Genomic DNA, 22,121 nt, shown 5'->3' with positions numbered 1-22,121 from the left:
CCTAAATCGTGGTTTCTACTTTTGATTTTTCTTGGCTATTGCCAAATTCATTATTTTCTATGGATTGTTCAGCCTCTGATATTGGCTGTGCTGTTGAGGTGCTAAGGCCACTACCTATTGCGGATTTTAATCTTGCGTTGATGCTGTCATTGAGGAATTGACTCAATGCCTTTTTTGTAATGTCGGTGAAGGACTGTTTGACACGAGCAGTCAATACTCCATCATAAATTCGGGAGGCAAAAAATTTCACAAAATCCTCTTCCGGTGCCCCAAATTGTTCTGCAAGTAACTTTTTAATCTGACTAAGATATTTAAGCTCACCAGCTGCATCAACAACAGACTCTACATCGAAGGAAGTTTTGGTTAATTTCAGTACTTCAGGAACTACGTGTTCGTCAATATCTTCCAGATCCAGCGTAAGAAATGGTTTCTCATCCATTTTGTTTGGAGCATCAAGATCTGTATAGAACTCATATTGTGCACCATTAGTCAAAATACCTATGCGGGCATTTGTAACAGAGAAATAACGGAAGAGTTGACCAGAGTGTTTAGCTGATAGTTTTTCACTATACTTTTTACATTCGACCAGAATTTGAACTTGGCCATCTTTTAGAATGGCGTAGTCAACCTTTTCGCCTTTTTTAATGCCAGTGTCAGCTGTGAACTCGGGAATCACTTCAGTAGGATCGAATACATCATAACCAAGTACACGATTGAGAAATGGCATGACAAAAGCGTTTTTGGTCGCTTCCTCAGTTGTGATCATGGAGGATTGCTGAGCAATTTTTTTGGCAAGGCTTTGCAACTGTTCTGAAAAATCCATTTTTTCCTCTCTCTACCACGCTGGGCTTTCATTAATGACCTGGAATTAGTCCTCTGCCTATACATAGCAAAGTGCCATACGATTCCAAGCGCAGAGTGCTCGAAACTGGATCCAGCTCACCGCTATTGAGTGTGGTTAGAGAAGAAAACGGTTCTATATCGGTGGTGTTAACGAGAAGGGGCGCCATGGCGCCCCTTCTGCTTATTCTCCCAGCAGCTGTTGCCAGACCGCCAGCACATGGCCCCGCTCTCGCGGCAACTGATCGTCCCCCACCTTGCGGGAGATCTCCGAGAGATTGAGGCGATGGCCGAGGTTGCGGATCTCCAAATAGGCCTGCTTGAGCCCCTCCGCCTGCTCCAGTGTGAGTACCCCCGCCATTACGCACTCATCGAAGATGCGCACATTGTCTGACCAGCGGGTGAGGGCGTCCGGCTCACCGCAGGCATGGGCCAGCACCAGGTACTGGGCGATGAACTCGATGTCCACCATGCCGCCGGGGGACTGCTTGAGATCGAACTCTCCCTCTCCCGCCTTGAGCAGGTGATCCCGCATCTTCTGGCGCATCTCCCGCACTTCACGGGCCAGGGTGGGCAGATCCCGCTCCTTGGCCAGCACGTCGCGGCGGATGCGGGCAAATTCGGCGACCACGGTATCATCGCCATAGATGGGACGGGCTCGCACCAGGGCCTGATGCTCCCAGGTCCAGGCTTCCTGCTGCTGGTACTGCTCATAGGCCGACAGCGATGAGACCAGCAGGCCTGAGTCGCCGGAGGGGCGCAGCCGCATGTCGATCTCGTAGAGGATACCGGACGGAGTGCGGGTGCTGAACAGATGCAGGATCCGCTGGGCCAGGCGCAGGTAGAACTGGCGGCTGTCGATGGGCTTGCGGCCATCGGTGTAACTGTTGGGGTCGCCGCCGTGCAGGAACACCAGATCGAGATCCGAGCCGTAGCCGAGTTCGATGCCCCCCAGCTTGCCGTAGGCCACCACCGCAAAGCCGCGCTGGCCGCTCACCGCCACCTCGGGCGGCACCCCGTAGCGTTCGCTCATCTGGGCCCACGCCTGATTGACCACCTCCTCGGTGATCGCCTCCGCCAGCCAGGTGAGGTGGTCGCTCACCTTCATCAGCGGCAGGGCGCCGGCGATGTCGGCGGCGACGATGCGCAGGAGCTGCACCTGCTTGAACTGGCGCAGCGCCTCCATCTGCTGCTCCACGTCCTCCTCGGGGATGCGCAGCAGGAACTGGCGCAGCTGGGGCTTGTACTGATCCAGCGGGGTGGGGTGGTAGAGGTGCTGGGGATCCAGCAGCTCGTCCAGCAGGATGGGGTAGCGGGCCAGCTGCTCGCTCACCAGGTTGCTCTCGTCACACAGGCGCACCAGCTGGCGCAGGGCGGCGGGGTTTTCCGCCAGCAGTTGCAGATAGGCGCTGCGGGTGAAGATGCGGGTCAGCAGGGTGCAGACCCGCTCGAACAGGCGGGCGGGCTCGCGGCTCGCCACCACCAGGCGCAGCAGCTCCGGCATCAGCCAGTCCAGGGCGATGCGCCCCTGGGGCCCCACCTGACGGCGCTTGTACTCCTCCTTGAAACGCAGCAGGGCGGCGCAGAGGGGGGCGGGCTCCACCACTCCCTGCGTGGTCAGCAGTTTTTCCAGCTCGGCGGCGTCGAGCTCGGTGCGCCAGAGATCGAGCCAGAGCTGTTCCAGGTGTGCGGGGGCCTCCTTCTCTTCCCCCACCACGGCGACGAACTCCTGATGGACGGCGGCCATCTCCTCGTCAAGGTGGGCCATGAAGGCGTCCCAGTCGGTAAAGCCGAGGGTGGCGGTGAGCCGCTGGCGATCCCGCTCCTCGGTGGGCAGGGTCTGGGTCTGCTGATCGCCGATCTCCTGCAAGATGTTTTCCACCCGGCGCAGGAAGCGATAGGCGGTGAGCAGGCGTTCGCACTGGCTCCCCTCCAGGGCGCCCCCCTGGGCGATGGCGGCCAGCGCCTCGGGCAGGTGGCGTACCCGCAGGGCGGGCTCGCGCCCGCCACGGATGAGTTGCAGCGCCTGGGCGATAAACTCCACCTCGCGAATGCCCCCGGCCCCCAGCTTGATGTTGCCCTCCAGTCCCTTGCGGCGCACCTCGGCGGCGATCATCGCCTTCATCTGGCGCAGGCCGTCGATGACGCCGAAGTCGATGTAGCGGCGGAACACGAAGGGGCGCAGCAGTTCGGTCAGGGCCGTGGCATGTTCACACTGGGGGCCCAGCACTCGCGCCTTGACCATGGCGTAGCGCTCCCAGTTGCGGCCGTGATGCTGGTAGTAGTCTTCCATGGCGGCGAAGGAGATGGCGAGCGGCCCCGCATCGCCAAAGGGGCGTAGCCGCATGTCGACCCGGAACACCTGACCATCCTGGGTGGGCTGGTGGAGGGCGTTGATGAGACGCTGTCCCAGCTTGATGAAGAACTGCTGGTTGGCGAGCTCCCGCCGACCGCCAACGGTGTAGCCGTTCTCGGGGAAGGTGAAGATAAGGTCGATGTCCGAGGAGAAGTTGAGCTCGCCGCCGCCGAGCTTGCCCATCCCGAGGATGAGCAGCGGCTGGGGGTTGCCATCGCCATCCATGGGGGTGCCCAGCTCGCTGCACTGTTTGGCGTAGAGCCAGTCGCGGGCACCACAGATGAGGGCATCCGCCAGCTTGGTGAGATGGATGAAGCTCTCTTCGACCTCGGACTCCCCGAGCAGCTCGCGCCAGGCGATCACCAGCATGCGGCTGCGGCGGAACTGACGCAGGATGCGCTTGAGCGCCTCCTCGTCCGCGACCTCGGCGAGCAGGGCTGCGAGCTCAGGTTCATAGGCGGGCCAGCGCTCGGCCCGGGTCAGTGCGTCCGATGCCAGGGTATCGGCCAGCAGCCCCGGCTGCTTGATAAGGGAGTCGGCGACAAAGTCAGAGAGGCCGAGCAGGGTCAGCAGGGTCTGGCGGGTGGGCTCGGGCAGTGCGTCATACTGGGGCGCCAGGGCGAGCAGCCGCTGCCAGTGGCGCAGGGCCTGCTCCTGCAACAAGGGAGAGAAGGCGGAGAAAGAGGGAGAGTGCTGGGCCACGGTTGCCATCCTTGTGGTTGACGAGTCTGCAGGGAGAGTGAAATGCCGGCTGCCAATCTAGCACTCCCGGGCGCTGGCGTCACAGCGCCGCTGCCCGGAAGGTGATCCGGCAACGGATCTGGCGATCGGCCGGGCTCAGGGACGCCGGTAGATCTCGGGGTCGTAGATTTCCATCAGGCTGCCGGGGCTTCTCGGCGGCACAAAACCGAAACCGGCGTAGAGGCCGTGGGCATCGGAGGTGGCGAGGGAGAGACGGCGCAGCCCTTGCAGCTCCGGGTGGGCGAGGATGGCTGCCACCAGGGCCTTGCTGTGACCGCGCCCGCGATGTTCGGGCAGCACGAAGACGTCGGCGAGATAACCGAAGGTTGCCTTGTCGGTGATGACCCGGGCGAAGGCGACCTGCTGGCCGTCGAGATAGGCTCCGAAGCACAGGGAGTGGTTGATGGCCCGCTGCAGGGTAGCGAGGGGAATGCCGAGGCACCAGTAGGCCTCTTCACTGAGGAAACGGTGAATGAGCGGGACGTCGAGGCGCCCCTTGTCGTCGCTTATCTCAAGCGCACGTTCTGTGGTCTGCATCCTGGCTCCTTGCCGTGATGAAAAAAGAAAGGCCCCTAAGGGGGCCTTCCAGTGTACTCAAATCACGACCTCAGGCCAGCCTGAAGGTTTGACGATGGGCGCCAGCATCAGGCCAGCATCAGGCCAGCTTGAAGGCCTGGATATGGCTGTCCAGCGTCTGGCTGTGGTGTTCCACCAGTTCGGAGGCATCTTTCAGCTCCCGCAGCACCACGACGGAGCCTTCCACCACCTGTTTGACCTGCTCCAGGTTGGCATTCATCTCCTCGGCGACCGAGCTCTGCTGCTCGGAGGCGGCGGCGATCTGGCGGTTCATGTCGGCCACTCCCTGCACCCGCTGCACTATGGTGTCGAGCTGGGTACCAGCCTGGGTCACCTGCTCCACCCCCTTGTCCGCCTGCTGCACGCTCTCGGCCATCAGGCCGACGGCCTGGCGGGCGTTGCCCTGAAGCTGCTCGATCATCTTCTGGATCTCGACGGTGGCGGCCTGGGCACGGTTCGCGAGTTCGCGCACCTCGGAGGCGACCACGGCAAAACCGCGACCCGCCTCACCGGCCCGTGCGGCTTCGATGGCGGCGTTCAGGGCCAGCAGGTTGGTCTGCTCGGAGATGCTGCGGATGGTGTCCACCACGGAGCCGATGCGATCGACCCCGTGCTCCACTTCGTTGACCACGGTGGAGGAGCGCTGGATGTTGCCGGAGAGAGTGTCGATGGTGTTGACGGTAGCCGCCACGCAGCGGCTGCCCTCCTCGGCCAGCTGGCTGGTTTCGGCGGTGGCGTGGGACGCCTGCTCCGCGTGGTTGGCCACTTCTCGAATGGCACCTACCATCTGGCTCATGGCGCTGGCAAGCTGCTCAATCTGGGTGAACTCCTCGTTGATGGCCTCGTTCGCCTCATCCATACAGAGAGTCACCTGGGAGGCGATCTCGTTGAGCTCCTTGCAGGCGGCACGCTGGGTCCCGAACACCTCCTTGAGGTTCTCCTGGGAGTGGGCCACCGCCTTGGCGATGTCGCCGAACTCGTCCCGGGACTTGAGCAGTACGCTGTGGCTGAGATCCTTGTTGGCGAAACGCTCCAGCAGCCCCACCAGGTAGTGGACCTGCTTGACCATGAGGCGTGAGCCGGTAAGCAGCAGCACCACGAAGACGACCCCCATGAGCGCCGTCTCCACCAGCCCGGTCCAGAGCAGGCGATCGGCGATGGTGTTGGCCATGGCGGCATCAATGCCCTCGCTGAGCAGGGTCGCTTCCAGGTTGCTGGCATCGAACCAGAGTTTGGCCAGCAGCAGCAGGGTGCTGAACACCATGAGCAGCACCACCTTGGGCACCAGTCGGATGTTGCTCATGCGCCTCTCCAGCGGGTTCAACTGCATATTTTTTCTCCTTTCAACGTCCATTATTCCTTTGCCGTCATAGCTATCGGCATTATCTTCCTTTTTATTAATTTGCACCGTGCTTAAAGTTGGAAAATGTATGCGACATCACTTAACTCATTTGCGTACCATGGATCTGCTGATGGGGTTTCTCTCCGTGATTTCGGTTTGCCTGGTGGCTGCTCGCTGGCTGGGGCACGGTGAACTGAGCCCCCAGACCCTGCAGCTCTTTTATGATGTCGACAGCCTGATCTGCTACTTCTTCCTCGCTCACTTCGCCTATGGCTGGGCGCGCGCCTCCGACAGGATGGCCTTCTTCAAGAGCAACTGGTTCTATCTGCCCGGCAGCCTGCCCATGGTGGAACAACTGCGCTGGGCGCGGCTCATCCAGCTGTGGCGGGTTTACCAGTTGCTCCGGGACAGACCGGATCTGCTGGCCATGTTCCGTCGTGAACGCAACGAAACCACCCTCTCCGGCATTCTCTTCCTCTTCTTCCTGTTGCTGGGGGTCGGCTCCGGCGTCATGTACTGGCTGGAAACGGGGCAACCCGGCAGCCAGATCCAGACTCCTTACGATGCCTTCTGGTGGACGCTGGTGACCCTCTCTACCGTGGGGTACGGGGATCTGGTGCCCAAGACGGAGGAGGGGCGCTTCGTCGCCAGCCTGCTGATCCTCTTTGGAGTGGGGTTGTTTGGCGCCCTCAGCGGCTTCATGGCCAGCCTGTTCGTCCATCCCGGCAAGACCAACGATGACACCGCTGTGTGGCGACGCCAGCAGAGCGAGCAGCAGGCGCAACTGCTCAAAGAGCTCAAGGCCCTGCGCGCCGAGGTGCAGGCGCTGAAACAGAAGTAGGTACGACGTCTGGAATGGTCGCGTGGCAAACCGGCGGCGCTGCGAGACAGCTCTCACTCGGGGAGATGGCGCTTTTCTTTGCTTGTCCTTTGACCCGCAGGCGGCTTAACATTCGGCCTGCAACCTAATCCAACGAAGAGAATCGATCGACCATGCGCGCCCTTCTCGGGATCCTGATCTGCTTGTGTGCCCAACAGGCACTGGCCGATACCCGCTATGTTTCAGACAACATCTTTACCTATATCCACAACGGTCCGGGTACCCAGTACCGGATCCTCGGCAGCGTCAAGGCCGGTGAGCCGCTGGAGGTCAAGGCGGTGAACCAGGAGGCCGGATTCACCCAGGTGGTGGACGGTCGTGGCCGCGAGGGCTGGATCAAGAACAGCGAGCTGCAGGGGGAGATCAGCCTGCGTGAACGCCTTCCCCAGGTTCAGAAAGAGCTGGACGAAGCCAAGGCCCGTCTGCTGAACCTCAATGGCGACAACGAGAAACGCTTCGCCGAGAAGGATGGCAAGATCGCCGAGCAGAGCAAGGAGATCGCCAGCCTCAAAGCCCGTCTGGACAGCCAGAGCGCCGAGATGAGCAGCCTCAAGGAACAGAACGACGCCCTGACCCAGAGCTATGACAACCGTGAGCACGACATGCAGATGGACTGGTTCATCCGCGGTGGTGCCATGGTGGGGGGCGGCATCCTGCTCGGGATCCTCCTGCCCATGCTCCCGCGCCGTCGTAAGAGCAGCGAGCGCTGGATGAACTGATCGCCCGGGCGGTCAACAGGATGAAAGGTCGCCAGAGGCGGCCTTTTTTCATGGTGTGCCTAGCGAGAAGAGGGCCATGTCGGGGGTCGCCATCGGCCCTTCCCGCTCGTAAGATGAGGCGAACGATCCTGTGCCGCGCGCATTCTCAACAAGAGCCTTCATCATATGTCATCAACTGAACAGGCCTTCTGGTTCGTGCTGGGGGGCGATCACCTCGTCCTGCTGGATGAACAGGGGCGCATTCCACAAGGGCCCCGCGCCGTTTTGCCCACCCATCTGCACACCGCCTCCTTCGAGCGCTTCGACGAGTGGGACGGCCTGCCTTGCCATCTGCTGGATCTGGGGGCGGAGGCGGAGACCGGGGCCATGACCCCGCTGCGCCAGCTTATGGTGGCGGGGGACGAAGAGGGCTTTCGCCTCGCAGGGCGGGCCTGGCAGCTCGCCACTTTTCGCCGAACCCATCGTTTCTGCGGTGAGTGCGGTGCCCCCATGACCCCGAGGGAAGGGGAGTGGGCCCAGGGGTGTCATCACGGCCATGTCGTCTATCCGCGCATCTCCCCCTGCATCATCGTCGCGGTGCGCAAGGGACCGGCCATCTTGCTGGCAGCCCACCGCCGTCACTATCAGGCGGATGATCCCATGTATACCGTGCTGGCCGGCTTCGTGGAGGCAGGGGAGAATCTGGAGCAGTGCGTGGCGCGGGAGGTCTTCGAGGAGAGCGGCATCCGGGTGACCAATGTGCGTTACGTGGCGAGCCAGCCCTGGCCCTTCCCCCACAGCCTGATGATGGGCTTCACCGCCGACTACGAGAGCGGCGAGATCCGGGTGCAGGATGACGAACTGGTGGCGGCAGGCTTCTTTGAGGCTGACCGGCTGCCGCGCTTGCCCCCTCATGGCACCATAGCGCGCCGGCTCATCGAACAGTGTCTCGCCGAGGCGCGTTGAGGGAAAACGGGGGCGCTTGTATGCGCCCCCTCACATCTTTGCACTCCTGCGGCGATGTGCGGCGTCAGGGTCGCCCTCAGACTTGCACAAAGTGGTATCATGTCCGCCATTTTATGCGTGACATGACTCAGGAACTGGGATGAAAGAGCTGAAAAACGATCGATACCTGCGTGCCCTGCTGCGCCAGGAAGTGGACATGACCCCGGTATGGATGATGCGTCAGGCTGGCCGTTATCTGCCGGAATACAAGGCGACCCGCGCCGTTGCGGGGGATTTCATGTCCCTGTGTCGCAACGCCGAGCTGGCCTGTGAAGTCACCCTGCAGCCCCTGCGCCGCTATCCGCTCGATGCCGCCATTCTCTTCTCCGACATCCTGACCGTGCCCGATGCCATGGGGCTGGGCCTCTACTTCGAACACGGGGAAGGCCCGCGCTTCGAGCGCCCGATCACCTCCATGGCCGACGTGCAGGCCCTGCCCATCCCGGATCCGGAAGACGAGCTCGGCTACGTGATGAATGCGGTACGCACCATCCGCCGCGAGCTCAAGGGCGACGTGCCGCTCATCGGCTTCTCCGGCAGCCCCTGGACCCTTGCCACCTACATGGTGGAGGGGGGCAGCTCCAAGGCCTTCACCAAGATCAAGAAGATGATGTATGCAGAGCCGCAGACCCTGCATCTGCTGCTCGACAAGCTGGCGGACAGCGTGATTGCCTACCTCAACGCCCAGATCAGGGCGGGTGCCCAGGCGGTCATGGTATTCGACACCTGGGGCGGCGTGCTCACCCCGCGCGATTACCGCGACTTCTCCCTGCAGTACATGCACAAGATCGTCGATGGCCTGATCCGTGAACATGAGGGCCGCCGTGTGCCGGTCACCCTGTTCACCAAGAACGGCGGCCAGTGGCTGGAGCAGATCGCCGCCACCGGCTGCGATGCCCTGGGGCTGGACTGGACCACCGACATCGCGGACGCCAAGCGCCGGGTCGGCGACAAGGTGGCGCTGCAGGGCAACATGGACCCCTCCATGCTCTACGCCACCCCGGAGCGGATCCGCGAAGAGGTCGCCACCATTCTGGCCGGTTTCGGTCATGGCAACGGTCATGTCTTCAACCTGGGGCACGGTATCCATCAGGATGTGGACCCGGAACGCGCCGGCGTGTTCGTCAACGCGGTGCATGAGCTCTCCGCCCGGTACCACGGTCGCTGAGGGCGGCATACAGCGTGATGAACGGGGCCTGCGGGCCCCGTTTTGCTGTCCGTGACACAGGGGGCTGCATCCTGGTCGCGGCTCGGGTTACACTGCACCCCCATGTTGGCAGTCGTGGCCGGGATGGGGTCGTTGAGGGGCAGGAGGCTGGATGGAGAAGCGGGCGTGGGATTGGGGCATCGATCTTGGCGGGACCAAGTGCGAGTGCGTGGTGCTCGATGGCGACGAGGTGTTGCTGCGCCACCGCATTCCCACTGAACGGCACGGCGGCTACCAGCACATGCTGGGCCAGATCGCCAAACTGGTGGACGAGTGTGCCGCCAAACTCGGTCAGCGTCCTGCACTCATCGGCATGGGGACGCCGGGGGCCCGGGACCCCCAGACCGGGCTGCTGAAAAACAGCAACACCACCGAGTTCAACGGCAAGCCGCTCAAGGAAGATCTGGAGCGCAGGCTGGGCGTCCCCGTGCTCATCGCCAACGACGCCAACTGTTTCGCCCTGGCGGAAACCCACCTGGGGGCGGTGCGCCAGCATCATCCCGATGCAAAAGTGGTGTTCGGCATCATCATGGGCACCGGGGTCGGGGCCGGCATCGTCATCAACGGCCAGATCCTCAACGGTCACCACGGCATCGCCGGGGAGTGGGGGCACAACGTCCTGTTGCCGGAGGGGCCAGAGTGCTACTGCGGCAAGCGCGGCTGCGTCGAAACCCTCATCAGCGGCCCGGCGCTGGAGGCCTGGTACGAGGCCAGGACCAAACGCCGTCTCTCGCTCGCCCAGATTGCTGCGGCCAGTGCCCATGATCACGTCGCCAGGCTCACCATGGACAGGTTGCACCTGCTGTTCGGCCAGGCCCTCGCCAACGTGATCAATATTCTCGATCCGGACGTCATCGTCATCGGTGGCGGCGTGGGCAATGTGCAGAGCCTCTATCGCGCCGGGCGCGAAACGGTATTGCCCTTCCTGTTCAACCCCCGTTTCGCCACCCCCATGATAGCGCCGGCCCTGGGGGACAGCGCCGGGGTATTCGGTGCCGCACTGCTGGCCCGCGGCGTCTTTCGCGAGGCACTGCTCTCGTGAGTCGCCCCTTCCTCCCATCCCTTTGTCGCAGCTAAGGACACAACGTTTCCATGATCAAGATTGCCATCAACGGCTATGGCCGCATCGGCCGCAACGTGCTGCGGGCCCTCTACGAGAGCGGCCGCGACAAGACTATCAAGATAGTGGCCATCAACGAGCTGGCGGCCCCCGAGGCCATGGTGCACCTGACCCGCTTCGACACCAGCCACGGTCGCTTCCGCTATCCGGTGCAACTGGCGGGCAACAGCATGCAGGTGGGGGAGGATCTCATCGCCCTGTTTGCCGAGCGGGATCCGTCGAACTTGCCGTGGCGGGCGCTGGGGGTGGACGTGGTGCTGGACTGCACCGGGGTGTTCGGCTCCCGGGCCGATGCCGAGCTGCATCTGGGGGCGGGAGCGGGCAAGGTGCTCTTCTCCCATCCGGCGGACGCGGACGTGGACGCCACCATCGTCTACGGGGTCAACCACCAGGTGCTGACCGGGCGGGAGCGGATCGTCTCCAACGCCTCCTGCACCACCAACTGCGTGGTCCCCGTCATCGAAACATTGCATCGAGAATTCGAGATAAATTGTGGTACTATTACGACAATTCATTCGGCCATGCACGATCAGCAAGTCATCGATGCCTATCACGGCGACTTGCGCAGAACCCGGGCGGCCAGCCAGTCCATCATCCCGGTGGATACCAAGCTGGCAAAGGGGTTGGAACGTATCCTTCCCCACTTTGCCGGCAAGTTCGAGGCGATCGCGGTGCGGGTACCCACCATCAATGTAACCGCCATGGATCTGAGCATTACTGTTCGTAAAAAAGTGACAGTTAGTGACGTAAATCAAGCCCTGCAACGGGCATCCAGAGGTACATTACACGGTATTCTGGACTACACGGAAGAGCCACTGGTCTCCGTAGACTTTAATCATGATGCACACTCCTGCATCATTGATGGTACCCAGACCCGGGTCAGCGATGCCAACCTCGTCAAGATGTTGATGTGGTGCGATAACGAATGGGGCTTCGCCAACCGCATGCTGGATACCACCCGGGCCATGATGGCCGCAGGCTGAAAGTCTGCACCGGGCGCAAGGTTACTGTTTTTTTAACATTACCTGAAAATATATAGAGGACTGAATATGTCTGTTATCAAGATGACCGACCTGGATCTGGCGGGCAAACGCGTTCTGATCCGTGCTGACCTGAACGTGCCGGTAAAAGACGGCAAGGTCACTTCCGATGCACGTATCGTTGCGACTCTGCCTACCATCAAGCTGGCTCTGGAAAAGGGCGCCAAGCTGATGATCACCTCCCACCTGGGTCGTCCGACCGAGGGTGAATACAACGAAGAATTCTCCCTGGCTCCGGTTGTCAACTATCTGAAAGACGCACTGTCCTGCCCGGTTCGTCTGGCCAAAGACTACCTGGATGGCGTAGACGTCGCCGCCGGTGAGCTGGTTGTGCTGGAAAACTGCCGCTTCAACAAAGGCGAGAAGAAGAACACCGAAGAGCTGGCCAAAAAATACGCCGCCCTGTGTGACGTCTTTGTAATGGATGCATTCGGTACTGCTCACCGCGCCGAAGGCTCTACCTACGGTGTGGCCCAGTTCGCGCCGGTTGCCTGTGCAGGCCCCCTGCTGGCCGGTGAACTGGAAGCCCTGGGCAAAGCCATGCTGAAGCCCGAGCGCCCCATGGTTGCCATCGTGGGCGGCTCCAAGGTCTCCACCAAGCTGACCGTACTCGAATCCCTCTCCAAGATCGCTGACCAGCTGGTGGTCGGTGGTGGCATCGCCAACACCTTCATCGCTGCTGCCGGTCACAACGTCGGCAAGTCCCTGTGCGAGCACGATCTGATCGACACCGCCAAGAAACTGGCTGCCGAAACCAACATTCCGGTGACCACCGACGTGGTTGTGGGTGCCGAGTTCTCCGAATCCACCCCGGCCACCATCAAGTCCGTGTCCGACGTGACTGACGGCGACATGATCTTCGACATCGGTCCGGATTCCGCCAAGGCCCTGGCCGACATCATCATGAACGCCAAGACCATCCTGTGGAACGGCCCGGTCGGCGTGTTCGAGTTCGACCAGTTCGCTGAAGGCACCAAGGTGATCGCCGAAGCCATCGCCGCTTCCCCGGCCTTCTCCATCGCTGGCGGTGGTGACACCCTGGCTGCCATCGACAAGTTCGGCATCGCCGACAAGGTCTCCTACATCTCCACCGGCGGCGGCGCCTTCCTGGAGTTCGTAGAAGGCAAGGTACTGCCGGCTGTCGCGATTCTCGAAGAGCGCGCCAAAGCCTAATTGACCCGGGACGGGGGGCAAAAGCCTCCCGTTTCGTTTATCATGTGGCCGCTGTGCCGGTTCATGATGAACCCCCCACTTTTTATTAACGGCATACGAGACAGGACGATTAAACATGTCTAAGAAAATTTTCGACTTCGTAAAACCCGGCGTGATCACTGGTGATGACGTTCAGAAAGTGTTCGCCATCGCCAAGGAAAACGGCTTCGCTCTGCCGGCCGTCAACTGCGTCGGTACCGACTCCGTGAACGCCGTGCTGGAAGCTGCTGCCAAGGTCAAAGCCCCGGTTATCGTACAGTTCTCCAACGGTGGTGCCGTGTTCACCGCCGGCAAGGGTCTGAAGCTGGAAGGCCAGCAAGCTGCCATCCTGGGTGCCATCTCCGGTGCCAAGCACGTGCACGCCGTTGCCGAAGCCTACGGTGTTCCCGTGATCCTGCACACCGACCACGCTGCCAAGAAGCTGCTGCCGTGGATCGACGGCCTGCTGGACGCCGGCGAGAAGCACTTTGCCGAAACCGGCAAGCCGCTGTTCTCCTCCCACATGCTGGATCTGTCCGAAGAGTCTCTGGAAGAGAACATCGACATCTGCTGCGAGTACCTGACCCGCATGGCCAAGATGAACATGACTCTGGAGCTGGAACTGGGCTGCACCGGCGGTGAAGAAGACGGCGTGGACAACAGCCACCTGGACCAATCCTCCCTGTACACCCAGCCGGAAGACGTGGCCTACGCCTACGAGCGTCTGTCCAAGATCAGCCCGCGCTTCACCATCGCTGCCTCCTTCGGCAACGTGCACGGTGTGTACAAGCCGGGTAACGTCAAGCTGACTCCGAAGATCCTGGACAACTCCCAGAAGTACGTCTCCGAGAAGTTCGGTCTGCCTGCCAAGTCCCTGGACTTCGTGTTCCACGGTGGCTCCGGCTCTACCCTGGAAGAGATCCGCGAATCCATCTCCTACGGCGTGGTGAAGATGAACATCGACACCGACACCCAGTGGGCGACCTGGGAAGGCGTGCTGAACTTCTACAAGTCCAACGAAGCCTACCTGCAAGGCCAGCTGGGCAACCCGGAAGGTGCCGACAAGCCGAACAAGAAGTTCTACGATCCGCGCGTATGGCTGCGTGCCGGTCAGACTTCCATGATCGCGCGTCTGGAGAAGGCCTTCTCCGACCTGAACGCCATCGACGTACTGTAATTCGCAGCACCTTGATTGCATGAAAAGGCGCCCTTCGGGGCGCCTTTTGCATTTCTGTGATCCTGACGGGCTGGATTGGGGATGAGGGGCTGGGTATTATCGATGACACCCGTTTAATTTAGTAAACGAATGCAACCAGGCAGGATGCTGAGCATGCAGACAGGAAGACAGGGACATCAGGAACATCAGGAACACACGGCCTCCTATTACGCGGCCACTCGCAACGACCATCGGCAGTGGCCCGAGCTCAGTGGTGAGCTGGATGCGGACGTCTGCGTCATCGGTGGCGGTTTCACCGGCCTCAACACCGCCATCAACCTGGCCGATGCCGGTTACAAGGTGGTGCTGCTGGAGGCCAACCGCATCGGCTGGGGAGCGTCGGGACGCAACGGCGGCCAGCTGATCCGCGGCATCGGCCACGAAACCAGCCAGTTCGCCCGCTGGATTGGCGAGGCGGGCGTGCGGGAGCTGGATCTGATGGGGATCGAAGCGGTGCAACTGGTGCGCGAGCGGGTCGAGCGCTTCAATATCGAGTGCGATCTCACCTGGGGCTATTGCGATCTCGCCACCAAGGCGCGCCACCTGAAGGGGTTCGAGGAGGATGCCGAGCACCTGGCGAGCCTGGGTTATCGGCACGCACTGAAAATGGTGGCACGGGAGGAGATGCACACCGTGGTCGGATCGGATCGCTATATCGGCGGGATGATCGACATGGGCTCCGGTCACCTGCATCCTCTCAACCTGGCCCTCGGCGAAGCGCGTGCGGCAGCCAGTCTCGGGGTCTCCCTGTTCGAACACTCAAGGGTGACCCACATCGAATACGGCGAGCGGGTCGAGGTGACCACGGCCCACGGCCGGGTCAGCGTGGACTACCTGGTGATCGGCTGCAACGCTTACCTGGGCGACCTCCAGCCCGATCTCGGGGGCAGGGTGCTGCCGGCGGGCTCCTACATTCTCGCCACCCAGGTGCTGGAGAAGCGCCTGCGCCAGCGCTTGCTGCCACAGAACATGGCGGTGTGCGATCAGAACGTGGCGCTCGACTACTATCGGCTGTCGGCGGACGGTCGCCTGCTGTTTGGCGGGGCCTGCAACTACTCGGGCCGTGACCCCCGCGACATCAAGGCCTTCATGCTGCCCAAGCTGCTGCGGGTCTTCCCCGAGCTCGCGGGTACCGCCATCGAGTTCCAGTGGGGAGGCATGATAGGCATAGGCGCCAACCGTCTGCCCCAGATAGGCCGCCTCGAGCAGCATCCCAACGTCTTCTATGCCCAGGCCTATTCGGGCCATGGCCTCAATGCCACCCACATGGCGGGCAAGCTGGTGGCGGAGGCGATCAAGGGGGAGAGCCGGGGCTTCGATCTCTTCAGCCGCGTCCCTCACATGACCTTCCCGGGTGGCCCGGCGTTGCGCTCTCCGTTGCTGGCGCTCGGGATGCTCTGGTATCGGCTGAAGGATCTGCTCTAAGGGGAGGGGGGCTCGGGATTATCCCTGCTGCGTCGCGTCTGGCTCGGCCAGGCGCCAGCCCTGCTCCGTTTTCATCATCCAGACCTGGGTCTCCTGCGCCAGGCTCTGGCCGGCCTCGAACTCGCCGTATTTGCGCTCCAGCTCCATCAGCCCCATCTCCTGCTGGAAGGGGCCGACCCTGTCATAGACGAGATCCTCGTCGTGCAGCACCTGCAACTGATCCAGTCCCTGCTTGAAGTGGAGCTGGTAGCTCACCTTGACCAGATAGACCCCCTCCATCCGCTCCTCCTTGCCGAGCACGGCGAAGTCGCTGATCTCGAACAGGGCGGGATCCGTGTCGGCCTGCAACCTGGCGGTGACCTGGCTCTGGATGGTCTCTTCACCGGGACCTGCGTTGCAGCCATAAAGCCAGAGGGCCAGCAGGGGGATGAACCACTTTTTCATCAAAACTCCGGACGAACGAGACGGGAAAGGGCAAATTCTGCCACGGCGTCGGTCATATACAAGGGATTGCCGGAAAAATGGCGGTCAAACCGGGGGCCCACACGGTTGCACGGGCCACCCGGTATCAGCGCAGCTTGTCCAGCTGGCCGAGAAATTCGACAGGCCCCATGAAGCCGGTCACCCGCTGGCCGTTCACCTCGTTGCCATCGCGATCGAAGAAGATGAGGGTCGGCAATCCCAGCACGTTGAGGCCATTGAGCAGATCCACGTCGGCGTCGTCGTTGGCGGTGACGTCCGCCTGCAGCAGCACCATCTCGCTGAAGCGCGCCTGCACATCGGGGTCGCTGAAGGTCTTGTGCTCGAACTCCTTGCAGGCCACGCACCAGTCGGCGTAGAGATCCAGCAGCACCGGCTTGCCGCGGGCGGCGGCGAGCTGCACCTTGAGATCGTCCTGGGTCTTGATGCGGATGAATCGGGGGGCTTGGGTCTGGGCGGCGGCATTGGCCCCCTCGGGTGGCAGCAGCAGATCCTTGCCCACCACCACAAGGCCCATCATCCCCAGCAGCAGGACGAAGCCGCCGAGGCTCTTGCCCACCGAATGGGCGCGATGCTGGTTGTGGTGATAGAGATAACCGCACAGCACCAGTCCCCAACCGAGCCAGAGCAGGGTGGACATCTGGTCGCTCAGGAGTCTTGAGAGCAGCAGGATGGGTACCGCCAGCAGCGCAAAGCCAAAGAGTTGCTTGATCACATCCATCCAGGCGCCGGCCCTGGGCAGCAGCTTGCCGCCAGAGGTGCCGAGCAAGAGCAGCGGCAGCCCCATGCCCAGGGAGAGGGCATAGAGGGCCGCACCGCCGAGCCAGAGATCGCCACTCTGGGCCACGTAGATAAGCGCCCCCGAGAGCGGCGCCGTGGTGCAGGGGGAGCAGACCAGTCCCGAGATCATGCCCATGATGGCGACGCCGGCCACGGATCCGCCCTGCTGGCGGTTGGAGAAGCCCGAGAGACGGGTTTGCAGGCTGCTCGGGAGTTGCAGGGTGTAGAGTCCGAACATGGAGAGGGCGAGCAGCACGAACATCACCGAGAGGCCGATGAGCACATAGGGGTGCTGAAGGGCCGCCTGGAATTGCAGGCCCGCCGAGGCGACGACGAGTCCGAGCAGGGTATAGGTGACCGCCATCCCCTGCACATAGACGAAGGAGAGCAGGAAGGCGCGACGGGTGGAGAGGCGATGCCCGGCCCCGGCGATGATCCCGGTCAGGATGGGATACATGGGGAAGACGCAGGGGGTGAAGGCGAGGCCGAGACCCAGGGCGAAGAAGGCGGCGACGCTGATCCAGAACCCCTGGCTGCCGAGGGCGGCCGCCAGCCTGTCCTGCTGGCTGCCCGGCACGTCTGTGCCCTGAAGGCTGGCCGCCGCTTCCGCCTGGGCGGGGGCGGTGAGGGGCTCGACGGCGATCCGCTTGTCGGTCGGTGGGTAGCAGAGTCCCTCGGTGCAGCCCTGGTAACTCAGGGTGAGGCTGGCCGCGTCCCCGACCCGGGTCAGCGCCACGGGGATCTGCACCTCCTGGTAATAGACCCGGCTCTTGCCGAAGAAGTCATCCTCGTGCTCGGTACCGGGGGGCAGGACGGGCTCGTCAAAGGCGAGGTTCTCTCCCTTCACACGGATGCTGTGGCGATAGAGGTAGTAGCCGTCGGCGATGCGTATCCGGAGCAGCAGCCGATCACCCTGTTGTTCGCTCTCGAGGGCGAAGGCCTGATCCACCTTGAGGAATCTGGGCTGGGTCTCGATGCCGAGGCTGCCGAGCAGATCCTGGCTGCTGGCCCGGGCGGGGGCCGTCGTCAGGACGCAGAGCAGGCCCAGCAGCATCAGCAGGAAGGAGAGGGGGCGAGAGGCGGTCATGAGGTCTCCTGTGTCAACCAGTCGAGATAGGCAGGGTGGCCCTGGCTTGCCGGGAGCGCCAGGATCTCCGGTACCTCGTAGGGATGGTGGGCGAGAATGCACTGGCGCAGGGGTTCGAACAGAGCGGCCCGACTCTTGATGACGAGCTGGATCTCCCGGGTTCGTTCCGTCTTGCTCTGCCAGCGATAGACGGAGGTGACCCCGGGCAGCTGGTTGATGCAGGCGGCGAGGCGCTGGTCGAGCAGCTGCTCGCAGAGGCGGTCTGCACTGGTCTCGTCGGGGCAGGTGCAGAGCACCAGAATGGCGTCGGTCATAGGGATGGACGGTCTCGGCAACGGGGCGCACGGGCCCCCTGGATCAGCCGTTACTATACCGGGCCGGGGGGCAAATAGCACCCGGCCCCCCGCACCCGGAATAAGTCATGCGCCCGAGATGGACGCTGTGAAAAGGACAGGGCAGAATGAGCGGGCTTGTTCCAATTCTACGTAAGGAAATGTATGACCCAACAGAATGAGCAGCAGAGAAACCGCATGTTGAGCCTGTTGCGTGAAGGGGAGCGCCGCATGCTGGTGCAACTGGCCGGTCTGCTGCGTACCAGTGTCGACGAGATCAATGCGGAGCTGGAAAAAGAGGAGCTGTTGTCGGCGTTGGAGCAACCCATCACGGTGGAGTACCTCAACGGCGTGGTGCAGCATCATCTGTTCGAGCGCCTGCACAAGGGGGACATGGTGGCGGCCCAGCGCATGCTGAACCAGTACCAGAGCGACCTCGAAGCCATGATGCGCCAGGAAACCAGGCAGGACGATACCCCGCCGGAAGAGGTCAAGGCCCAGGCCTGACCCCGCGAGGCCCTCTTCAGCACCATCATGCCATCGCATGATGGTGCCTCGCCCTTACCCCTCGAATCGCTTATCCCAGTGCCTTCTGCACCTGTCCCATGGGAATGGGGAACACCTTGTCGTAACTCCAGTTGTAGACGAAGGCATAGACCAGGTAGAAGAGCACGAAGCCCATATCCAGCACCAGCGCCTCCAGCAGGCCGATGTCGAGCCACCAGGCCATCACCGGCAGGGCGACGATCAGCAAGCCCCCCTCGAAACCCAAGGTATGCAGCACCCGCTGCCACAGGCTCTTGTGGGTATGGCCCTGCAGGCGCAGCAGCAGCCTGTCGACGCCGATGTTGTAGACATAGTTCCAGACGGTGGCGACCACCGAGAAGAACAGGGCCAGGGGGCCCATGTGGTTGAGCCCGACGCCGGTCACCCAGCTAGCCAGCGGGGCGGCGATCAGCAGGCCAATCAATTCGAAGCCGATGGCGTGGCGCAGGCGGTCACGGGTCGTACGCATGGTTTATCTCTCTCTTTGGTCAGGGAATGGCGGCAATGTATCGCCAAAACTGGATAGATTCACGTTGGTATCTATCGCTAAAATAGATAGATGTGACGACACAACGGCACGGCGGAGCAGGCTCATGACCCCTTCACTGGAACACTTCAAGGCATTGCTGGCGACGGCCGAGACCGGGTCGTTCTCGGCGGCGGCGCGCAGGCTGGGCAAGGCCCAGTCGGTGGTGAGTGCCGCCATCGCCAACCTGGAGATCGATCTCGGCCTTGCGCTGTTCGATCGCAGCGGCCGCTATCCCGTGCTGACCGAGGCGGGTGCCCGCATCTGTCAGGAGGCGGGGGTGCTGCTGGCCCAGAGCGAGCGACTGCAGGCCATCGCAGGAGAACTGGCCAACGGCGTCGAGTCGCGCCTCACCCTGGCCATCGACGATGACTCCCACCTGCCCTGGCTTGGTTCCCTGCTGGAGGAGTTCGCCAGCCGTTACCCGGCGGTGGAGCTGGAGCTGCTGTTCCCGCTGATGGAGGACGTGACCGAGCTGCTCAAGAGCGGCCGTGCACAGCTTGGCATCAGCTATCAGAAGGCGCACCCCGAGCGGGAGCTGGTCTCCCGCTCCCTGGGGACGGTCACCATGCCCCTGGTGGTCTCTCCGGATCACCCCCTGGCCCACAAGACACCGTTGAAGGAGAGCGACCTGCAAGGGGCTCGCCAGTTGATGGTGACCGGACGGCGGGAGGGGACGGAGCGCCATCGCTTCCGCCTCTCGGCGCAAGTGTGGTGGGTGGAGGGGGATCTCGGGATCCTGGAGCTGGTGAAACTGGGGCTGGGATGGGCGGCGGTGCCCGAGTTTCTGCTGCACCGGCCCCTGGCGCGGGGGGAGCTGGTGGTGCTCAAGCCGGACTTCATCGCCGAGGCGGAACTGGCGCTGGAGTTGCAGTGGTATCGCGCCCGCCCGCTCGGGCAGGCGGGGCGCTGGCTGCAGGAGGCACTGCTGGCGCGGGTGCCTCGCTAGGGGGATTCAGTCGATCAACGCATAGGGCAGGGGTTGCAGACCGAGGCTGGAGCCCTCTTCCAGCTTGAGGCGGAAGCGGGCGTCGGCCTCGGTATCCTTGGGCAGCACGGCAGTGAGCCACACCTGACCCTGCTGCTGCCAGGCGTTGAGCACCAGACCGCTGCGGCGCCAGTTGTCACCGAGCTGGATCTCCAGGGTGTCACCGCTGGCCACCTGCGTTGCGGCAGTGCCGCTCAGCACGAAGAGGGCGCGGTTGTTGGCGCCGCGATACTTGGCGCGTGCCACCGTCTCCTGCCCCATGTAGCAGCCCTTGTTGAAGCTGATGCCATCAAGGGCTTGCAGGTTCAGCATCTGGGGGATGTATTCCCCCTGATGGACCGCTTCCAGATGGGGGAGACCGGCTTTGATCTCCAGCCCCCACCAGAGTCCTTCGTCGCCCACCGGCAGGTTCAGGGCCAGCGGGGATGCGTTCGCCAGCAGCCAGCGGTCCGCCTCCACCCTGACTGCCATGCCGCCCTCCACCAGGCCGGTGCCGGTCAGCGCGAAGTGTTGTGCCATCCAGTCGTCCGTCCCCTGACCGGCCAGTCCGGCCAGGCTGCCCTGAAACTCGCCGATCTCGACCTTGGCAAAGATCGCAAACTTCTTGAGCTCCGGCAGCTGGCGGGCCAGCACCGAGGGCTTGGTCAGCATCAGCAGGCTGTCTTCCAGGCAGAGCAGGCGAAAATCGCTCCACAGCTTGCCCTTGGGATCGCAGTGGCCGCCGAGGGTGCTCTGGCCCGGTTGCAGGGCGTTGACGTCGCAGGTGACCTGACCTTGCAGATACTTGGCGCGATCCGGGCCGCCGAGGCGGGTGATGGCCAGGTTGGTCAGGGAAAACAGGGTCGGCTCGGCAGGAAGAAGAGGGGTCGGCAGGCTCACGATGGGATTCCAGAGACAGAAAGTATGTGACCTGCATGGTAAAGACGTAAGGAATGTTTGTCAGCCGGAAAATCCTGCTGCTACCATTCCCCGGTCTTTGTAAGGAGAGTTCCATGTTGAACCCAAGTGAGAAGTCCCGCCTGAAGTGGGCCTGCCGTCGCGGCATGCTCGAGCTGGATGTGATCTTTATGCCCTTCTTTGAGCACGAGTTCGATGGCCTCGGCGAGGCCGAACAGCGCACCTTCATCCGCCTGCTGGAGTGCGAGGATCCCGAGCTGTTCCGCTGGTGCATGGGTCACGGCGTGCCCGAGGATCCCGCTTTTGCCGCCATGATCCCCCTGATCCTCGAGCGCAACCAGGCCCGTCACGACAGCCTGCGCTGAGCCCGACTCGCGACCGCCACCCCTCATGGCCAGCCTCGCGTCTCCCCAGCGGGTAGTGATGCCCGTGATCGCCTCCCGCCAGCAGCGTCTGCTGCTGTGCATCCTGTTTCTGTTGCTGCTCTTGCCCGTCGCCAGCCTGATCCAGGGCTGGCAATGGGGGCTGTTCCTCCCTGTCTGGGGGCTGAGTCTGTGGCGCGCGTTGCGCCGCCATCCGGCGGCGAGCGGCGTGCTCGTCTGGGACGGGGAGTGGCTCGAGTGGCAAGGGGCGCGCCATCGGCTGGATCCCCGCAGCCGCATCCTGCCCGGGGTGCTCTGGTTGCGGCTGAAGACAGTGGAGGGCTCCGAGGGGCAGCTCTGGCTCTTCTCCGATGCCCTGGCCCCTGCACACTACCGCGCCCTGGCCCGCGCCATTCACCTCGCTGTCCGCTAGGGGCGTCTCTCTACCTGCTACATCTGCCGCTCATAGCAGATGACCCCGCCTGG

22 protein-coding genes are annotated in these 22,121 nt (G+C 62.6%); 13 read left to right on the top strand and 9 right to left on the bottom strand.

Translation table 11 applies throughout. From position 1 onward, the window contains the following. Position 1: 1 nt before the first annotated feature. From ACB037_RS12120 to ACB037_RS12105, 4 genes are all read right to left on the bottom strand, one after another. On the bottom strand, positions 2-823 hold the full coding sequence (locus ACB037_RS12120; RefSeq protein ID WP_371175369.1) for a type I restriction endonuclease: 822 nt from the start codon (positions 821-823) through the stop codon (positions 2-4). A 201-nt stretch (positions 824-1,024) separates the two neighbouring features. Continuing rightward, a complete protein-coding gene (gene glnE, locus ACB037_RS12115) occupies positions 1,025-3,898 on the bottom strand; it encodes a bifunctional [glutamate--ammonia ligase]-adenylyl-L-tyrosine phosphorylase/[glutamate--ammonia-ligase] adenylyltransferase (protein WP_371175368.1) in 2,874 nt (957 codons plus the stop codon). Positions 3,899-4,033: 135 nt separating this feature from the next. Next, the gene (locus ACB037_RS12110; RefSeq protein ID WP_010675667.1) at positions 4,034-4,474 is read right to left on the bottom strand and encodes a GNAT family N-acetyltransferase; all 441 of its coding nucleotides are present in this window, start codon (positions 4,472-4,474) and stop codon (positions 4,034-4,036) included. Positions 4,475-4,592: 118 nt separating this feature from the next. Next, complete coding sequence (locus ACB037_RS12105; protein WP_010675666.1) at positions 4,593-5,843, bottom strand: methyl-accepting chemotaxis protein; 1,251 nt, start codon at positions 5,841-5,843, stop codon at positions 4,593-4,595. Positions 5,844-5,943: 100 nt separating this feature from the next. On the opposite strand from ACB037_RS12105, the gene ACB037_RS12100 reads away from it, so the two are divergent. From ACB037_RS12100 to ACB037_RS12060, 9 genes are all read left to right on the top strand, one after another. Beyond that, complete coding sequence (locus ACB037_RS12100) at positions 5,944-6,696, top strand: potassium channel family protein (protein WP_029314808.1); 753 nt, start codon at positions 5,944-5,946, stop codon at positions 6,694-6,696. Positions 6,697-6,848: 152 nt separating this feature from the next. Further along, positions 6,849-7,454 carry a TIGR04211 family SH3 domain-containing protein gene (locus ACB037_RS12095; RefSeq protein ID WP_010675664.1) on the top strand — a complete coding sequence of 202 codons (606 nt, stop codon included), beginning with the start codon at positions 6,849-6,851 and terminating at the stop codon, positions 7,452-7,454. 165 nt (positions 7,455-7,619) lie between these two features. Beyond that, complete coding sequence (gene nudC, locus ACB037_RS12090) at positions 7,620-8,399, top strand: NAD(+) diphosphatase (protein WP_139737296.1); 780 nt, start codon at positions 7,620-7,622, stop codon at positions 8,397-8,399. A gap of 139 nt (positions 8,400-8,538) precedes the next feature. Continuing rightward, a complete protein-coding gene (gene hemE, locus ACB037_RS12085) occupies positions 8,539-9,606 on the top strand; it encodes a uroporphyrinogen decarboxylase (RefSeq protein ID WP_371175367.1) in 1,068 nt (355 codons plus the stop codon). A 151-nt stretch (positions 9,607-9,757) separates the two neighbouring features. Next, positions 9,758-10,687, top strand: coding sequence for an ROK family protein (locus ACB037_RS12080; protein WP_010675661.1), 930 nt, complete (start codon positions 9,758-9,760; stop codon positions 10,685-10,687). A 50-nt stretch (positions 10,688-10,737) separates the two neighbouring features. Continuing rightward, complete coding sequence (gene epd / locus ACB037_RS12075; RefSeq protein ID WP_041211676.1) at positions 10,738-11,748, top strand: erythrose-4-phosphate dehydrogenase; 1,011 nt, start codon at positions 10,738-10,740, stop codon at positions 11,746-11,748. Positions 11,749-11,814: 66 nt separating this feature from the next. After that, a complete protein-coding gene (locus ACB037_RS12070) occupies positions 11,815-12,978 on the top strand; it encodes a phosphoglycerate kinase (protein ID WP_052815671.1) in 1,164 nt (387 codons plus the stop codon). 115 nt (positions 12,979-13,093) lie between these two features. Continuing rightward, positions 13,094-14,173, top strand: a complete 1,080-nt coding sequence (fbaA, locus tag ACB037_RS12065) for a class II fructose-bisphosphate aldolase (RefSeq protein WP_010675658.1) — start codon at positions 13,094-13,096, stop codon at positions 14,171-14,173. Between the two features lie 144 nt (positions 14,174-14,317). Further along, entirely contained in the window at positions 14,318-15,637 is a 1,320-nt protein-coding gene (locus ACB037_RS12060) for an NAD(P)/FAD-dependent oxidoreductase (RefSeq protein WP_371175366.1), read from the top strand. Between the two features lie 18 nt (positions 15,638-15,655). On the opposite strand, the gene ACB037_RS12055 is transcribed toward ACB037_RS12060, so the two are convergent. From ACB037_RS12055 to cutA, 3 genes are all read right to left on the bottom strand, one after another. Then, entirely contained in the window at positions 15,656-16,081 is a 426-nt protein-coding gene (locus tag ACB037_RS12055; protein WP_371175365.1) for a hypothetical protein, read from the bottom strand. A 124-nt stretch (positions 16,082-16,205) separates the two neighbouring features. Further along, positions 16,206-17,984, bottom strand: coding sequence for a protein-disulfide reductase DsbD (locus ACB037_RS12050; protein ID WP_371175364.1), 1,779 nt, complete (start codon positions 17,982-17,984; stop codon positions 16,206-16,208). Further along, a complete protein-coding gene (cutA, locus tag ACB037_RS12045) occupies positions 17,981-18,298 on the bottom strand; it encodes a divalent-cation tolerance protein CutA (RefSeq protein WP_371175363.1) in 318 nt (105 codons plus the stop codon). The genes ACB037_RS12050 and cutA overlap by 4 nt, the downstream gene beginning before the upstream one ends. A 183-nt stretch (positions 18,299-18,481) precedes the next feature. On the opposite strand from cutA, the gene ACB037_RS12040 reads away from it, so the two are divergent. After that, the gene (locus tag ACB037_RS12040) at positions 18,482-18,823 is read left to right on the top strand and encodes a hypothetical protein (RefSeq protein WP_010675652.1); all 342 of its coding nucleotides are present in this window, start codon (positions 18,482-18,484) and stop codon (positions 18,821-18,823) included. A 70-nt stretch (positions 18,824-18,893) separates the two neighbouring features. On the opposite strand, the gene ACB037_RS12035 is transcribed toward ACB037_RS12040, so the two are convergent. Beyond that, positions 18,894-19,331, bottom strand: a complete 438-nt coding sequence (locus ACB037_RS12035; protein WP_124244252.1) for a PACE efflux transporter — start codon at positions 19,329-19,331, stop codon at positions 18,894-18,896. A 124-nt stretch (positions 19,332-19,455) separates the two neighbouring features. On the opposite strand from ACB037_RS12035, the gene ACB037_RS12030 reads away from it, so the two are divergent. After that, positions 19,456-20,337 (top strand): LysR family transcriptional regulator, encoded by an 882-nt coding sequence (locus ACB037_RS12030; RefSeq protein ID WP_010675650.1) that lies wholly within the window; start codon positions 19,456-19,458, stop codon positions 20,335-20,337. A gap of 6 nt (positions 20,338-20,343) precedes the next feature. Here the strand turns inward: ACB037_RS12030 and ygfZ are convergent, their stop codons facing one another. Continuing rightward, a complete protein-coding gene (gene ygfZ, locus ACB037_RS12025) occupies positions 20,344-21,255 on the bottom strand; it encodes a tRNA-modifying protein YgfZ (protein ID WP_214005136.1) in 912 nt (303 codons plus the stop codon). 113 nt (positions 21,256-21,368) lie between these two features. Here ygfZ and ACB037_RS12020 point away from each other — a divergent pair, with 113 nt between their 5' ends. Together ACB037_RS12020 and ACB037_RS12015 are read left to right on the top strand one after the other, a co-directional pair. Beyond that, the gene (locus tag ACB037_RS12020; RefSeq protein ID WP_010675648.1) at positions 21,369-21,638 is read left to right on the top strand and encodes a succinate dehydrogenase assembly factor 2; all 270 of its coding nucleotides are present in this window, start codon (positions 21,369-21,371) and stop codon (positions 21,636-21,638) included. A gap of 58 nt (positions 21,639-21,696) precedes the next feature. Next, positions 21,697-22,068: a protein YgfX gene (locus ACB037_RS12015; RefSeq protein WP_043154867.1), complete on the top strand. Its 372-nt coding sequence runs from the start codon at positions 21,697-21,699 to the stop codon at positions 22,066-22,068. Positions 22,069-22,121 lie beyond the last annotated feature (53 nt).

The sequence above is a fragment of the Aeromonas sp. S19(2024) genome (assembly GCF_041402625.1).
GTDB classification, from domain to species: Bacteria; Pseudomonadota; Gammaproteobacteria; order Enterobacterales; family Aeromonadaceae; genus Aeromonas; species Aeromonas caviae.
The sequence above is the reverse complement of the archived record's forward strand: the minus strand, read 5'-3'. Positions and strand labels throughout refer to the sequence as shown.

Excerpts from the sequence above, each read along its gene's own strand:
- ACB037_RS12120 (WP_371175369.1), bottom strand. The coding sequence starts at position 823 with ATGGATTTTTCAGAACAGTTGCAAAGCCTTGCCAAAAAAATTGCTCAG.
- ACB037_RS12110 (WP_010675667.1), bottom strand. The coding sequence starts at position 4,474 with ATGCAGACCACAGAACGTGCGCTTGAGATAAGCGACGACAAGGGGCGC.
- ACB037_RS12105 (WP_010675666.1), bottom strand. The coding sequence starts at position 5,843 with ATGCAGTTGAACCCGCTGGAGAGGCGCATGAGCAACATCCGACTGGTG.
- ACB037_RS12100 (WP_029314808.1), top strand. The coding sequence starts at position 5,944 with ATGCGACATCACTTAACTCATTTGCGTACCATGGATCTGCTGATGGGG.
- ACB037_RS12095 (WP_010675664.1), top strand. The coding sequence starts at position 6,849 with ATGCGCGCCCTTCTCGGGATCCTGATCTGCTTGTGTGCCCAACAGGCA.
- nudC (WP_139737296.1), top strand. The coding sequence starts at position 7,620 with ATGTCATCAACTGAACAGGCCTTCTGGTTCGTGCTGGGGGGCGATCAC.
- hemE (WP_371175367.1), top strand. The coding sequence starts at position 8,539 with ATGAAAGAGCTGAAAAACGATCGATACCTGCGTGCCCTGCTGCGCCAG.
- ACB037_RS12080 (WP_010675661.1), top strand. The coding sequence starts at position 9,758 with ATGGAGAAGCGGGCGTGGGATTGGGGCATCGATCTTGGCGGGACCAAG.
- epd (WP_041211676.1), top strand. The coding sequence starts at position 10,738 with ATGATCAAGATTGCCATCAACGGCTATGGCCGCATCGGCCGCAACGTG.
- ACB037_RS12070 (WP_052815671.1), top strand. The coding sequence starts at position 11,815 with ATGTCTGTTATCAAGATGACCGACCTGGATCTGGCGGGCAAACGCGTT.
- fbaA (WP_010675658.1), top strand. The coding sequence starts at position 13,094 with ATGTCTAAGAAAATTTTCGACTTCGTAAAACCCGGCGTGATCACTGGT.
- ACB037_RS12060 (WP_371175366.1), top strand. The coding sequence starts at position 14,318 with ATGCTGAGCATGCAGACAGGAAGACAGGGACATCAGGAACATCAGGAA.
- ACB037_RS12055 (WP_371175365.1), bottom strand. The coding sequence starts at position 16,081 with ATGAAAAAGTGGTTCATCCCCCTGCTGGCCCTCTGGCTTTATGGCTGC.
- ACB037_RS12050 (WP_371175364.1), bottom strand. The coding sequence starts at position 17,984 with ATGACCGCCTCTCGCCCCCTCTCCTTCCTGCTGATGCTGCTGGGCCTG.
- cutA (WP_371175363.1), bottom strand. The coding sequence starts at position 18,298 with ATGACCGACGCCATTCTGGTGCTCTGCACCTGCCCCGACGAGACCAGT.
- ACB037_RS12040 (WP_010675652.1), top strand. The coding sequence starts at position 18,482 with ATGACCCAACAGAATGAGCAGCAGAGAAACCGCATGTTGAGCCTGTTG.
- ACB037_RS12035 (WP_124244252.1), bottom strand. The coding sequence starts at position 19,331 with ATGCGTACGACCCGTGACCGCCTGCGCCACGCCATCGGCTTCGAATTG.
- ACB037_RS12030 (WP_010675650.1), top strand. The coding sequence starts at position 19,456 with ATGACCCCTTCACTGGAACACTTCAAGGCATTGCTGGCGACGGCCGAG.
- ACB037_RS12020 (WP_010675648.1), top strand. The coding sequence starts at position 21,369 with ATGTTGAACCCAAGTGAGAAGTCCCGCCTGAAGTGGGCCTGCCGTCGC.
- ACB037_RS12015 (WP_043154867.1), top strand. The coding sequence starts at position 21,697 with ATGCCCGTGATCGCCTCCCGCCAGCAGCGTCTGCTGCTGTGCATCCTG.